Annotated in this window: 11 protein-coding genes and 1 pseudogene; 9 read left to right on the forward strand and 3 right to left on the reverse strand. The window is 61.4% G+C overall.

Translation table 11 applies throughout. From position 1 onward, the window contains the following. Positions 1–40: 40 nt before the first annotated feature. Both grpE and dnaK read right to left on the reverse strand, forming a co-directional pair. Entirely contained in the window at positions 41–706 is a 666-nt protein-coding gene (grpE, locus tag QZ149_RS01580; protein WP_291449140.1) for a nucleotide exchange factor GrpE, read from the reverse strand. Beyond that, a complete protein-coding gene (gene dnaK / locus QZ149_RS01585) occupies positions 703–2,538 on the reverse strand; it encodes a molecular chaperone DnaK (protein WP_291449142.1) in 1,836 nt (611 codons plus the stop codon). Before dnaK ends, grpE begins: the two co-directional genes overlap by 4 nt. A 473-nt stretch (positions 2,539–3,011) precedes the next feature. Here dnaK and QZ149_RS01590 point away from each other — a divergent pair. The 9 genes and pseudogenes from QZ149_RS01590 (at position 3,012) to QZ149_RS01630 (ending at position 13,086) form a co-directional block, all read left to right on the forward strand. Continuing rightward, positions 3,012–5,433, forward strand: a pseudogene (locus tag QZ149_RS01590) (alpha-L-fucosidase). 79 nt (positions 5,434–5,512) lie between these two features. After that, positions 5,513–6,676, forward strand: a complete 1,164-nt coding sequence (locus tag QZ149_RS01595) for an SAM-dependent methyltransferase (protein WP_291449144.1) — start codon at positions 5,513–5,515, stop codon at positions 6,674–6,676. A gap of 400 nt (positions 6,677–7,076) precedes the next feature. After that, positions 7,077–7,940: an aldo/keto reductase gene (locus QZ149_RS01600; protein ID WP_291449147.1), complete on the forward strand. Its 864-nt coding sequence runs from the start codon at positions 7,077–7,079 to the stop codon at positions 7,938–7,940. Between the two features lie 7 nt (positions 7,941–7,947). Continuing rightward, positions 7,948–8,367, forward strand: a complete 420-nt coding sequence (locus tag QZ149_RS01605) for a MerR family transcriptional regulator (RefSeq protein ID WP_291449150.1) — start codon at positions 7,948–7,950, stop codon at positions 8,365–8,367. 110 nt (positions 8,368–8,477) lie between these two features. Further along, on the forward strand, positions 8,478–9,806 hold the full coding sequence (locus QZ149_RS01610) for an MFS transporter (RefSeq protein WP_291449153.1): 1,329 nt from the start codon (positions 8,478–8,480) through the stop codon (positions 9,804–9,806). Between the two features lie 271 nt (positions 9,807–10,077). Continuing rightward, the gene (locus QZ149_RS01615; RefSeq protein ID WP_291449155.1) at positions 10,078–10,959 is read left to right on the forward strand and encodes an alpha/beta hydrolase; all 882 of its coding nucleotides are present in this window, start codon (positions 10,078–10,080) and stop codon (positions 10,957–10,959) included. A gap of 206 nt (positions 10,960–11,165) precedes the next feature. After that, entirely contained in the window at positions 11,166–11,510 is a 345-nt protein-coding gene (locus QZ149_RS01620; RefSeq protein ID WP_291449158.1) for a hypothetical protein, read from the forward strand. Between the two features lie 94 nt (positions 11,511–11,604). Beyond that, on the forward strand, positions 11,605–12,627 hold the full coding sequence (locus QZ149_RS01625; protein ID WP_291449161.1) for an alpha/beta hydrolase: 1,023 nt from the start codon (positions 11,605–11,607) through the stop codon (positions 12,625–12,627). A gap of 12 nt (positions 12,628–12,639) precedes the next feature. Continuing rightward, the gene (locus QZ149_RS01630) at positions 12,640–13,086 is read left to right on the forward strand and encodes an NAD(P)H-dependent oxidoreductase (protein ID WP_291449164.1); all 447 of its coding nucleotides are present in this window, start codon (positions 12,640–12,642) and stop codon (positions 13,084–13,086) included. Positions 13,087–13,455: 369 nt separating this feature from the next. Here the strand turns inward: QZ149_RS01630 and QZ149_RS01635 are convergent, their stop codons facing one another. Continuing rightward, the gene (locus tag QZ149_RS01635; RefSeq protein ID WP_366488062.1) at positions 13,456–13,815 is read right to left on the reverse strand and encodes a MerR family transcriptional regulator; all 360 of its coding nucleotides are present in this window, start codon (positions 13,813–13,815) and stop codon (positions 13,456–13,458) included. Between the last annotated feature and the right edge of the window lie 224 nt (positions 13,816–14,039).

Below are 14,039 nucleotides of genomic sequence, written 5' to 3' on the forward strand. Positions count from 1 at the left end.
GCGTTTCACCTCACTTTCAGTCACGAGCGTGTTGTTGCTGTTATTCAGGGTTATTCACCAGCACCTTCGCGGCGCGCACGACGCGTTCGCCGCGGCGGTAGCCGCTGGTGAGGACCTGCCCGATGACGGGGCGGTCGACGTCGGCGCTGGTGGTGGCCATGAGGGCGTCGTGCAGGTTCGGGTCGAAGTCCTCACCTGCGGCACCGTAGCGTTCCAGTTCGAAGCGTGTCTTGAGGGTGTCCTCGAGCTTCGTGGCGATGGACGCAAAGGGACCGTCCTCCAGGTCACCGTGTGCGCGGGCGGCGGCGATGTCGTCGAGGACGCTGATAAGCGCGTCGATGACCTCATCCTGGCCCGCGGTCTTATGGCCGGGAATGGCTTCCTTGGAGCGACGTACGTAGTTGGCGTACTCCTGGCCCTGGTTGTACAGCTCGGCGTTGACGCGGGCCAGCTGGTCCTCAACGCTCGCGATGCGCTCGAGAGCCTTGGCGAGGTCGGAGTCCCCGACCTGCTCCTCGAAGGCGCTCATGTCGTCGGCAGAGGCCTCGGACGAGGCCTGGGCGGCGTTTTCCGAACCGGGCGTGGTCTCGTTGTTCTCGGGTGTGTGGGCCGTCTGGTCGGCCGGGGCCGACTCGTTGGAGTCGGCCCCGGCGACGTTGGCGTCTTCGTTAGGCACCGAGAAACCGTTGGTTTCCTCGATGCTCACTTGTCGTCCTCGTCAACGATTTCGGCGTCCACGACGTCGTCCTGGGCAGGAGCTGCCTGCGCGGCGGCCTCGTCGGCCTGCTGCTTGGCGTAGATCTCCTGGCCGATCTTCATGCCGGACTCGGACAGGGTCGCCATCGCGGTCTTCACGGCCTCGATGTCATCACCCTTGAGGGCTTCCTTGACGGCGTCGACATCCTTCTGAACGGCCTCGCGGGTCGCCTCAGAGATCTTGTCGGCCTCGTCCTTGAGCAGCTTCTCCGTCGAGTAGACGGCCTGCTCAGCCTGGTTGCGGGTGTCAGCCTCCTCGCGACGCTTCTTATCCTCGGCGGCGTGCTCTTCGGCCTCGCGCACCATGCGATCGATGTCCTCCTTGGGCAGGGAGGAACCGCCGGTGATAGTCACCGACTGCTCCTTGCCGGTGCCGCGGTCCTTCGCGGAGACGTGAACGATGCCGTTCGCGTCGATGTCGAAGGTGACCTCAATCTGCGGCACGCCACGGGGAGCCGGGGCAATGCCGGACAGCTCGAAGGTGCCGAGCAGCTTGTTGTCACGGGCGAACTCACGCTCACCCTGGTAGACCTGGATGAGCACGGAGGGCTGGCCGTCCTCGGCGGTGGAGAAGATCTCCGAGGCCTTGGTCGGGATCGCGGTGTTGCGGTCGATGAGCTTGGTCATGACGCCTCCCTTGGTCTCGATGCCGAGCGACAGGGGGGTCACGTCGATGAGCAGGACGTCCTTGCGGTCACCCTGGATGACGCCGGCCTGCAGGGCGGCGCCCACGGCGACGACCTCATCGGGGTTGACGCCCTTGTTGGGCTCGCGACCGCCGGTCAGCTCCTTGACGACCTCGGTGACGGCGGGCATACGGGTGGAGCCACCGACGAGAACGACGTGGTCGATCTCGGAGACGGTCACGTCGGCCTCGGCCATGACGTCACGGAAGGGCTTCTTGGTGCGCTCGAGCAGATCCTCGGTCAGTTCCTCGAACTTGGCGCGCGTGAGGGTCTCATCCAGGTGGATGGGGCCATCGGCGGTCATGGACAGGTACTGCAGCGAGATGTTCGTGGAGGTCGCGGAGGACAGCTCCTTCTTCGCCTGCTCGGCAGCTTCCTTCAGGCGCTGGAGGGCGACCGCGTCCTTGGACAGGTCGGCGCCGGTCTTGGCCTTGACCTGGTCGATCAGCCAGTTGACGATGCGCTGATCCCAGTCGTCGCCACCCAGGTGGTTGTCACCGGAGGTGGCGCGCACCTGAATGGTGGAGAAGCCGTCGTCATCCTTGCCCACCTCGAGGAGGGACACGTCGAACGTGCCGCCACCGAGGTCGAAGACCAGGATGAGCTCGTCTTCCTTGCCCTTTTCGAGGCCGTAGGCCAGGGCCGCGGCGGTGGGCTCGTTGACGATGCGCTCGACCTTGAGGCCGGCGATCTGTCCGGCGTCCTTGGTGGCCTGACGCTGCGCGTCGTTGAAGTAGGCGGGAACCGTAATGACGGCTTCGGTGACGGGCTCACCCAGGTAGGCCTCGGCGTCCCTCTTCAGCTTCTGGAGGATACGCGCGGAGATTTCCTGCGCGGTGTACTTCTTGCCGTCGATCTCCGTGGTCCAGTCGGTGCCCATGTGGCGCTTGACGGAGGAGATGGTGCGGTCAACGTTGGTGACCGCCTGACGCTTGGCGATCTCGCCAACCAGGACCTCGCCGGTCTTGGAGAAGGCGACGACCGAGGGGGTCGTACGAGCACCTTCAGCGTTCGGGATGATGGTGGGCTCTCCGCCTTCGAGGACGGCGATAGCGGAGTTGGTGGTGCCGAGGTCGATACCGACTGCACGTGCCATGGTTGTTGTCCTTTCATTCGCTAGGCCCTCTCCGCTTCCGGAGTGCCTCGCGTTGGTCTGTGTGGTCTATGTGGTGCCGGGAAGCTCCCGACACATCCTTGAGTCTGATGTACTCAACTTTAGGAGCCGGGTTTTTATTCCGCAACCCCTAGCTCCCAAACCTGAGTCTGGTGTACTCAACTTTGAGGGCTTGGATTTTATTCCCCGCCCAAGGCCCCCTCAGTGCGAGTCACTCAAAACATGAGTCTGATGTACTCAACTTTCATTTCGCAGATTTATTCCCCTATCGGCAAGCTCACACCAACCCCCCGCTCCCTCACGCACTAAAACAAGCACATGAAGCCACTTAGTAAGTAACGCGAAAGCCCTACGTAAGGAAACGCAAAGTTAAACAGTGGCACAGCGCATCAATGCTCTGGCAGACTAGAGGCACTCTCACCGTTCGAGAGATCCCGTCAATCAATGGAGACTTGATGCGCATCACAAACCGACTGGCTGGCAGCCTCCTCGCCAGCCTACTGACATTAGGAATGGCAGGTCCCGCCTTGGCAGACACGCCTGCGACCGACGACGCACAGCCCACCACGCCCGCCGCCCAGACCACCTACGACGCACGCTACGCGATCCCTGCAGCCGTGCCAGCGTCCAGCGAAGCGAAGGTGGCGCAGTGGCAGGATATGAAGTACGCCATGTTCATCCACTGGGGCGTCTACTCCTCCTACGCAGGCTGGTACAAGGGCCAGAAGCAGGAAGTGGGCTATCCCGAGCAGATTAAGGCGTGGGGTCACCAACAGACCTGGGACCAGAGAATCCCCCTGCAAGGCATCCCTCGCGAGGAGTACCTGGCCACCGCCCAAACCTTCGAAGCCCCCAACTTCGATGCGACTGCATGGTGTCAGCAGGCCAAGGACACCGGCATGAAGATGCTGCTCATCACGTCCAAGCACCACGACGGCTTCGCCATGTGGGACACGGCCACGACCGATTACAACTTCACCAAGCAATCCCCCTCCCACCGCGACCCGATCCTCGAGCTGTCGCAGGCCTGCCAGAAGGTCGGCATCAAGTTCGGTCTCTACTTCTCCAACATCGACTGGGAGAAGCAGCCGGAGGACCCGTGGACGAACGCCAACACGCTCGATGAAGAGGGCTACATGGACTACATCCATGAGCAGCTCAAGGAACTCCTCGGCGGCAAGTACGGCGAGATCACCGAGCTGTGGTACGACATGGGCAAGCCCAACCCCGCCCAGTCCGACCAGTTGCGCGCGTGGGCGCACGAACTCCAGCCAAACATCATGATCAACTCGCGCGTGGGCAACGACCGCGCGGACTTCGAGGTCGGATGGGACAACGAGATGCAGTCCGAGCAGACCCAGGGTCCCTGGGAGTCGGCTGTCTCGATCTTCCACAAGACCTGGGGCTACGCCAACTGGGACGACGCTGCCCCCACCTACAAGGACACCGGCTACCCGGACTACACCGAGGAAGACTGGGATCACATCCAGCAGGTCGACAACACGACGGCCCTGCGTAAGGCCCCGGGCAGCGCCCACACGAAGACCACCGAGATCGTGGGCAACATGTTCTCAACCGTGGCCCTGGGCGGTCAGTTCCTCTTCAACGTCGGCCCGAAGTTCGACGGCTCCTACGATCCGTGGGACGCCTCGGTCCTGACGGGCATCGGCGACTGGAACCGCGCACACCCCGGCATCCTGGGCAACTCGCGCCCAACCTACTTCCCCATCGAATCCTGGGGCAAGACCATGGTCGATGACTCCCACATCTATCTGGGCATCGAGAAGTGGCCGACCGACGGCATGGTCACGCTGCGCGGTGCCGGCACCAACGACATCACCTCGGTGAAGCTGGACGGCTCCGACACACCCCTCAGCTACACGGTCGAGGGCAACGACCTCGTCATCACACTGCCCGCGCAGCCCGACGAGATCCTCCCCGTCGTCACGGTCACCACGAAGGGCGCTCCCACCTACGTGCCCACCGGCCTGACCACCATCGGCGAGCAGGCGACCACAATCCCCGCCACCGGCCTCGAAAAGTTCAAGGCCCCCACCCCTAAGACCGGCGAAACCAGTTTCACGGCCTCCATCACCTCCGGTGACAAGGTCGCCTCGGGCGTGCGCATCTCCTTCGACACCGAGGGCTTCACGGACGACTACGCGAAATACAAGGTAACCGTGGGCGACCAGGAGGTGAAGGGCTTGACCGTTGCCGACCTCAAGGCGGGCGTCGGTCCCTTCACCCTCGGCCAGCACGCCACGGCGCGCGTCACCCTGTCCTACGCCAACCCGGCGTACGCGCTCAAGGGCTTCGGTAAGGACGCGACCGTCGCCTCCGTGACCGTCAAGTCCGAGAAACTCTCGACCCCCACCATCACCGTCGCCCCCCCAGGCCGTCGAGGCTGGCAAGACCGTCACCGTGACGGGCACGGGCTTCGCCCCCTCCTCTCCGGTGAGCCTCACTCTGCACTCCGACCCCGTCGAGATCGGCACGGCCACCACGGATGACACTGGTTCCTTCACCGCCGAGGTAACGGTTCCCGCCGCCACCGAGGCCGGGGACCACACGGTTGTCGCCGCCGCGGAGTCTCCCGCCGCCGAGGCCTCGGCCCCTCTGACGGTCACCGCGACCCCCGCGCCCGCTCCCTCCGCCGATCCGAGTACTGAGCCGAGCGACCAACCGAGCGCTGAGCCGAGCACCCATCCCTCGGCTGTCCCCTCGCCGAGCGCCGACCAGAGACGCAAGGGCGGCAAGCGAAGCAAGAGCGGCCTGGCCCGCACAGGTTCCAACGCGCTGATCGTCGGGGCGTGCGCCCTGGCGGTTGCCGGAGTGGGCACGGCGTTCATCCGCCGCTCGCGCCGCCACGAGGCCTAAGCGCCGCGTGGGCATAACCACCACAGGTGGGGGCGGGGCGTACCTGACGGTACGCCCCGCCCCCACTTACACTTGAGGAATGCGCTGCGACCACTTTGACGCCGGGACCTGTCGGTCCTGCTCCCTCCTCCCCCAGCCCTACGAGCGCCAGCTCGCCGGCAAGGCGGAGACCATCGCAGCCACCCTCTCCCCCGTCCCGGGAGCGGGCGAGATCGTCTGGCTGGCCCCGGCCTCGTCCCCGCAGAAGGGATTTCGCACGAGCGCAAAGCTCGTCGTCGGAGGAACCCGTCGTCGACCCACACTGGGGATTCTCGGACCCGACCGGCGCGGCATCGACCTGCCCGGCTGCCCCATCCAACACCCGGCAATCAACCGCGCAACGCCTGGCCTCAAGCGCTTCATCCGCTCCCTGGACCTGACGCCCTACGACGTCCCCACCAAGCACGGGGAGCTCAAAAACATCCTCATCACCGTGGGCGCGGACCAGCGGCTCATGATCCGCTTCGTGCTACGCACGCGCGAGCGCGTCTCCGACATCCGCTCGGCGCTGCCGCTGCTGCGCGACCTCGTGCCCAGCGCCCACGTCGTCACCGCGAACATCCACCCCACGCACGAGGCCATCGTCGAAGGCCCCGACGAGATCATCCTGACGCGCGCACGCACGCTGCCACTGTCCGTGGAGGGCCTCGAGCTGGGGCCTCGCTCCTTCACGCAGACGAACGCACACGTTGCCTCCGCCCTGTACGAGCAGGCCGCGCTGTGGGCGTCGCGTCCCTTCGCCGATGGGCGGCTGCCCGAAAGCCTGTGGGACCTGTACTGCGGCGTCGGCGGCTTCGCCCTCGCCTGTGCTCGCGCCGGATTCCCGCGCGTCACCGGCGTCGAGGTGTCCTCCGGGGCGATCTCCTCGGCGATCAGCGCCGCGCGCCACGCGGGCCTGTCGCGCGCTGCTGCCACCTTCATCGCGGAGGATGCGACCACGTGGGCGCGCGCCCAGTCGCCCGAGGACATGCCCGACGTGATCGTCGTCAACCCGCCGCGGCGAGGCATCGGGGCCGACCTGGCAACCTACCTGAACGAGTGCGACGCGCCGCGCGTCATCTACTCCTCGTGTAACCCTGTGACGCTCGCCAAGGACCTGGCGGCCATGCCCTCCCTGCGTCCCGTCGAGGGCCGCCTCTTCGACATGTTCCCGCACACGACCCATGTCGAGACAGTCGTATTGATGTCAAGGGTCAAGGATTAAAAGTGCATAAAACGCCTTGAAAACAAGGGATTCCGATAATATTGCCGGGAACGGCAGCGTTGCCGGAGTCCCTTCTTTATATCCTCTGACAATAGTTGCCACCACTGATTTTTGAGGGTGTGCAACAAGAGAAATACTTTTTGCTCTTGGTGTATGTGCCTTTCTGAGCGGCCTGGGGTGGCAGCCTGGTACTGCCATTGTTGGACCCCGAGAGGTGCTCACTGCACTGCCGACGAGGCAAGAAGTGTTAACCCCTTGAGTGTTCCGCTCACCCATGCGTCCTTGGGGCAGGGCGAAACCGGACACGGGGCGGAGCAGACTCTCACTGGATTTGCTTGGGAGTTGCTCCCAAGTTGTTAGATGATTATGTTCCATTCATTGACTGAAGAAGGAGAGTGTCATGCTTGACGCGTTGACCATGTCTGACGGTCATTCCATCCCCGCTCAGGGTTTCGGAGTTTTCCAGATTCCAGCCGAGCAGACTGCTGACGCGGTGGCTCAGGCTATTGAAGTCGGCTACCGCCATATCGATACCGCACAGTCTTACTTCAACGAGGAGGCCGTAGGTGCGGGTATCCGTCGCAGCGGGATCGACCGCAGCGAACTGTTCGTCACCACGAAGGTCTGGTTGGACAACTATGGTGAGGATGCCACCTATGCCAGTGTGAAGGCTTCTCTGGAGAAGCTGGGGCTTGAATATGTGGATTTGATGCTGCTGCATCAGCCGTTCAATGATGTTTACGGTTCCTGGCGGGCCCTGGAGCAAGCCCAGGCGGATGGGCTGATTCACTCCATCGGGGTCTCTAACTTCACTCCAGCTCGCCTGCACGATCTGGGTTCGTTCAACACCGTCTATCCGGTGGTTAACCAGATTGAGATTAACCCCTTCCATCAGCAGGTAGAGCGGGTTGCTGAGCTGCAAAAGCTCGGAGTTACCGTTGAAGCGTGGGCGCCCTTTGGTGAAGGCCGCTCAGGCTTGTTCAACAATCCAGTGTTGGCTGGTATTGGCCAGCAGTACGGTAAGTCAGTGGCGCAAGTGGTGTTGCGCTGGCTGTATCAGCGTGGGATTGTGGCACTGGCCAAGTCAGTACACACGGAGCGTATGCAGCAGAACTTCGCGATTGATGATTTCGCTCTGACTGAGGCGGATATGGCCGCTATCGCAGGTTTGGACGCCGGGGCGTCATTGTTCTTTGATCACGAGACAATCGGCACGGTGGATTTCTTCACCGATCTGATTGCTCAGCGACGTAACAACAGCTAGGGCACTCATGAGCAGGTTGTATTCAACGAAGGAGGCAGCTGAGGTCAGTGGTGTCGCGGTTGAAACCGTGCGCTACTACTGCAAAATCAATCTAGTCCCCCGAGTAATGCGAGATGAGAACAACTACCGTGTCTTTGACGACCACGACATCGCCTGGCTCAAGGGCCTGCACTGCCTGCGCGAATGCGGCATGGGTATCGAGCAAATGCGCCATTACATGGAACTTTGTCTCCAGGGAGAAGAGAGCATCCCGGAGCGCGAAGTCATGCTGATTGCGCAACGCCAGGTTGTTGAGGACAAAATCGCACTACTTAAGGAGATGCTGGGGTTTATTGATTCGAAGATGGAGTTCTATGCCGGAGTGCGTTCCGGCGAGATTGAATACCAATCGAGTCTGTTGGCCCCAGTGTCATCTGAGACTGCCTGATTAGCCTTCTTCAGAACACTAACCGCAGGTAGGCAGGACGATTCCCAGCCTACCTGGATTTCGTGCTCCCAAAAACGACCCCACATTCTACTCAAAGGAAGGACGTTCTTATGTCAGGAAACGACAGTGTCCGGTTCACGCCCCAGGAAAAGCCGGTCCTCATTCTGATTCTATTAACGTATTTCATGATCCTGCTGGATTCTTCCATTGTCTTTACTTCCGTACCGGTGATGAAGGCAGATCTTGGTCTTAGTGCTGCCGAAATGTCCTGGGTGCAAGATGCTTACACTCTGGCCTTTGGCGGGGCACTCTTACTGGGCGCACAATTGGGTGAAGTGTGGGGCCGTACCCGTGTTTTCTTGGGCGGTTTGATCGTCTTCGCGGTGGCTTCCCTGATCGTGGGAGCGGCCTCAACCGCTCATACCCTGATCGCTGCACGTGCCCTGCAGGGCCTTGGCGCTGCTGTAGTTGCGCCCACGTCCCTGACGCTCATTACGGCCGTCTTTCATGACACGGTCAAACGGACCCGAGCCACAGCTGCCTACGGCACAATGGCCGGTCTAGGATCCTCTGGCGGCATGCTGATCGGCGGGTTGATCACTACTTTCTTATCTTGGCGGTTCGGGTTCTGGATTAATGTCCCCATCGCGGTGGTAGTACTCGTGCTTGCCGTGCGGTATTTACCTGCTTTACCTTCGCGGCCGGGCCGGTTCGACCTGCTAGGTGCGGTCCTGCTGACCAGTTCCATGTTTCTGATCACCCTAGCCCTAGTGGAACGCAGTGTTCTGCCAGGAATAATTGGGGCGATCATTCTTGTCATGGCAGTCGCATGGGAGCGTAAAGCTTCTGCGCCAATTCTTCCCGAGCACCTGTGGCGCCACCGGGTTCGTGGCCTGACACTAATTGCCCGAGTCCTGTTTGCCGCGTCCCTTTTCGGCATGTACTTCATGACCACACAATACTTTGAGCTCACCCTGGGATACTCTGCCCTGACCGCCGGTTTGCTCATGCTCGTCAATTGCATCCCGCAAGGTGCCACCGGGATGATGGTCAGTTCCCTTGTCACTCGTTTCGGGCTCCGGCGCCTGCTCCTAACTGGACTTGCGAGCACTGCCGCGGGGCTCGGCTTGATCGCCTGGGGCATGCACGGCAACCTCCCAATTCTCCTACTTGGCATGGTCCTCACTGGATTTGGGCAGGGTGCATCCTTTGGCCCAATCACCTCCGTGGGGATCTGGCACAGCAGCCCCAGCGAGGCGGGAGCTGCTTCCGGCATCGTCAACACCGGCCACCAAATGGGTGCTACCACGGGAGTTGCCGGACTTACCGGTCTTCTCGTGTTTAGTCCGCACTATTCGACACCATTGACTGTTTCGGCCATCCTCATGGTCGTAGCACTGCTCGTCATGCTCGCCGCAACACGCAAGCTCGAGAACTAATATGGCTCTTCCGATTTGAGTGTGGGTGACCGGGTGTTGAGCGGGGGTTGCGGGTAGAGCACGAATCCGGCGCACATCACCGACAACGCCGCCATCTTCGACTTCGTCCTCACGGACGAGGAGATGGATCGCATCGCCAAGCTCGACGGCACAAAGTGCTACTACGAGCCTTCCCGGGAGAAGCTCGAGTCCTACGCTGCCACCAAGCTCGACTACGACTCACAGAAGTAAGCCATCGATCTTTGCATCACTCAAGGAAAGGAATGAGAGCATGGACTTTCAGAAGGTATCTTTCAAGAACAAGGAGCTGGACCTCAATCTGGCAGGCATCCTCTATACCCCCGACGACCTCAACGTGTCGAAGTCGTACCCGGCCGTCGTGGTGACCGGCCCAATGCTGTCGATCAAGGAGCAGGCTCAAAGCGTGTACGCGAAGCGCCTCGCCGAGCTCGGGTACGTGACGCTCGTGTTCGACGGGTCTTACTTCGGCGAGAGCGCGGGGACGCCGCGCTACCAGGAGCTTCCCGACGTGAAGGAGACGGACATCGAGGGGGCCGCGGACTTCCTGGCCTCCATTCCCTATGTCGACGAGAGCCGCATCGGCGGCCTCGGCATCTGCGGATCCGGCTCTTACATGTCCGTGGCGGGAGTGAGGGCTCCCCGCCTCAAGGCCGTCGCGGCGATCGTGCCTGCCATCGCAGACATCTCCAAGTCCGCCATGGCGGGATTCTTCAAGCCCGCGGACGAGGTAGAGGCGGCCAAGGCCGCCTATGAGGCCGGGACCGGTCCCATCGAATTTCTGAACTTCATGCCCCGCGCGTTCGACGAGGGCGCGGCGTACTATTACACTTCCCGCGGGAACAGGCGCGGCTGGACGAACCAGGTTGTCGCCTGGAGCCAGCTGGAGCTCGTGAAGTACAACGTCGTCGACATCATGAAGGACATGAAGAAGCCCTATCTTGTCATCACGGGAGAGAACGCATGGAGCCGCGAGGCGTCCACCGAGGTGTTCGATGCCGTACCCGGAGTCGACAAGGAGATGCACGTCATCCCGGAGGCGGGGCACTTCGACATGTACGACCTGTATCCCTACGTCGACGAGGCGTTCAAGTTCATCGCGCCGTTCTTCGCGAAGAACCTCTCATCGAGCTGAGGCATGCGGCTGGGGCAAGCGGTGAGGCGCGCCCCGGCCCTGTTCGAGCCGATCAACTGTCGAGCGAAGTCATCGCGCCTACGACATCGAGGAGGGCCCTCACCTTGTCTGACGGCTCGGGCGAGTGCATAATCCCGAAGGGCCCGCGGTAGTCCCACTGCACCGGCTTGCAGGTGAGCAGCGGGTGCACGTCCTTCCAGGGGTCTGTGACCACATGGCACGTGTTCGAGCAATGCCTCGCATATTTCCGCTATTTCGCCCCCGCCAGCGGAAATGCCGGAAGCGGATCGTACTGGGCCGGCGCCGTAGAGCGGCAGGGATTCGGTTCAGACGACTTCCTCATCATCGCCGCCACCGGGACCGAAGACTTCAACGGACGCGCGTTCACGGCGCTAATGGAGGACATGGCGAGAGACCCCATGTTCCGCGAGGGCTTTGGTGAATACGGCACTAACCTCATCTTCCGCATAGGAGAGAGCGAGGGCCACGACGGGCATGCGGCGAGCCGCTACATGTACAACGCGATGGCGCTCCTCTGGCACAACTCATGACTTCTTGCCAACGGCACGTCTACGTCGACAATTCCGCGCCAGGGCAAGCAGATCTATCATCCTAAGTGAACCCATTCGAGTGAAAGGACGAATCATGTCAGACAAGGCATTCACGGAGCGCGAGTTCATTCCCGTGATGGGCAACCCCTTCGGGCTCGTCTACAGCGGCGCCATCACCGAGAACGTCGAGGGCGAGGTTAACGTCCACGCCATCAAGTACCCCTACCGCGACTTCTTCGCGGTGGCCAACGTCTACACCCCGGCTGGCTACGACCCGAACGGGAGCTATCCGGCAGTGGTAGTGGCGCATCCCAACGGCGGCATGAAGGACCAGGTGGCGGGCAACTACGCCCAGAAGCTGGCCGAGAACGGTTATATCGCGCTCGCATTCGACGCGGCCTACCAGGGCGAGAGCGGAGGCGAGCCGAGGAGCACCGACTGGCCCGAGAACCGCGTGGAGGACATCTTCCGCGCCACCGACATCATCATGCAGTTCCCGGGAGTCGACCGCGAGCGCGTGGCGGCGCTCGGCATCTGCGGAGGCGGCGGATACACCTTCAAGGCAGCGCAGACCGACAAGCGCCTCAAGGCCGTGGCGACGTTGTCGCTGTTCAATTCCGGCGAGGTGCGCCGCGAGGGCTTTCGTGGAAGCCAGGTCGACTCCATCCAGGAGCGTCTGGCCTCCGCATGCAAGGCTCGCCAGGACGAGGCCGACGGTAAGGACGCCGCGCTCACTCCCAACATGTGCGAGACCGCAACACCCGAGCAGGCAGACGCCATGCCCTACGACCTCTACCGCGAGGGCTACTACTATTACGGTCGCGACGCGGCGCATGAGGGCAGCACCTTCAGCTACACGCTGTCGAGCCTCATGAAACTCGCCGCATGGGATGCGCGCCAAGGGGCCGAGCTCATCAATGTACCGCTGCTCATGATGATGGGAAGCCATGCCGATACGGGGTACATGACCATCGACTGCTACGAGGCGGCCGTGAACGCTCCCGTGCGCGAGATCTTCGAGATCCCGGGCGCGACCCACATCCAGACCTATTGGAAGCCGGATTATGTTTCCCAGGCTGTGGGCAAGCTCATCGAGTTCTTCGGAAGCAACCTCTAAGGAGTGAGTGATATGAGCATCCTTTTCATCAACGGCGGCGAGAAGGGCGGGAACACCTCCGCCCTTGGGCAAAGGCTCCTCGCCGGTCATGATTTCGACCAGATAGATCTCGCAGACCACAAGGTCTACGACCACGGGCAGCACTTCGACGACGACGAGTTCGATCAGGTGCTGGCCCGCTTCAAGCAGGCCGACACCATCGTGCTCGGCTCGCCCGTCTACTGGCATGACCTCTCGGGCATGATCCGCAACCTGCTCGACCGCTTCTACGGCCCCGTGGACGCAGGCAGCATGGCGGGGAAACGGCTCTTCTTCACCTTCCAGGGATCAGCTCCAACACCCGCGATGCTGGAACGCGCCGAGTCCACCGTGAGCCGCTTCGCCGGGCTCTACGGCATGGAGTACATGGGCATGGCAACCAATGCGAGAGAGGCTGCCGATCTGGCTAGTAAGATATAGTCAGAGTGTCTTCGTACTCGGCATGCACGTGATAATTTCTCATTTTTTGAAAAGTGTTCCCATCTCAGAGCTACTGTGACAATTTGTCACAGTTGATTGCGAAGGTCGTTTCGACCTCAATGCTAGGGCTTGTGATGTCAACACCATAAATCATGTGAATAGCAGGAGTGGGAATAGCGGGAACTCGCTTCTGAACTCGCGTTTTGGTGCCGCCGAGTACCACCTGTCGCTGTTTCGCCATCGCTATAGAGCAAAGCCACCAGCGAAATAACGAAAAAGAAAGCCTCCGGAACTTCTGGTTCGGAGGCTTTCTTTTTTGTTCTGCCCGGAAAGAGCTCCTTGCCTGAGTACCATGGGTAGCGAACGGCTTTATCGAGCGTGTGCGTTTTCGTAGGCGTCTTTGATTTCTTCTGGCAAATCATCGGGAAACAGCGCATCCAGCCTATCCTCACTGCCATCTTGAATCGCTTGCTCGTAGTACCAGCATTTGAACTTCAACATGTCCAGCGCGCGGTTCATGTTGGCGATCTCCGACTCCATGTGGGCCTTCCGCTCCTCGAACATTGCCTTGCGCTTGGGGTATATTGATGGGCCCTCGGCGCACCATTCCATGAACAGTCGGATGTCCTTGATCTCCATCCCCACCTTCTTTAGGCATTCGATGACCCGAAGCGCCTCGAGTTCCGTATCGCCGAATCGGCGAATGCCGGACGCCCGCTCAATACCCAGTCACCCACACTCAACTCGGAAGAGCCAAATTTCCTGTGCGATATGCTGGAACCAGCTGTCCTTTGCCGCACCGTGCTAATGCTTCACATTTGCAGGAATATGGTCCTTCAAAGGATCAGATGGCTTTTCAGCTACGGGTACAGCCCTGCGGAAAAGAGTGCCGCAATCGTGATCATACTGCGGTCACGGAGCGACAGCTGTGATTCCCGCTACCATAACTCTCC

The organism is Actinomyces sp. ICM47 (assembly GCF_905369875.1).
Classification (GTDB): Bacteria; Actinomycetota; Actinomycetes; order Actinomycetales; family Actinomycetaceae; genus Pauljensenia.

Coding starts and splice junctions, on each gene's coding strand:
- QZ149_RS01600 (WP_291449147.1), top strand. CDS start 7,077: ATGCTTGACGCGTTGACCATGTCTGACGGTCATTCCATCCCCGCTCAG.
- dnaK (WP_291449142.1), bottom strand. CDS start 2,538: ATGGCACGTGCAGTCGGTATCGACCTCGGCACCACCAACTCCGCTATC.
- QZ149_RS01625 (WP_291449161.1), top strand. CDS start 11,605: ATGTCAGACAAGGCATTCACGGAGCGCGAGTTCATTCCCGTGATGGGC.
- QZ149_RS01595 (WP_291449144.1), top strand. CDS start 5,513: ATGCGCTGCGACCACTTTGACGCCGGGACCTGTCGGTCCTGCTCCCTC.
- QZ149_RS01615 (WP_291449155.1), top strand. CDS start 10,078: ATGGACTTTCAGAAGGTATCTTTCAAGAACAAGGAGCTGGACCTCAAT.
- QZ149_RS01610 (WP_291449153.1), top strand. CDS start 8,478: ATGTCAGGAAACGACAGTGTCCGGTTCACGCCCCAGGAAAAGCCGGTC.
- QZ149_RS01605 (WP_291449150.1), top strand. CDS start 7,948: ATGAGCAGGTTGTATTCAACGAAGGAGGCAGCTGAGGTCAGTGGTGTC.
- QZ149_RS01630 (WP_291449164.1), top strand. CDS start 12,640: ATGAGCATCCTTTTCATCAACGGCGGCGAGAAGGGCGGGAACACCTCC.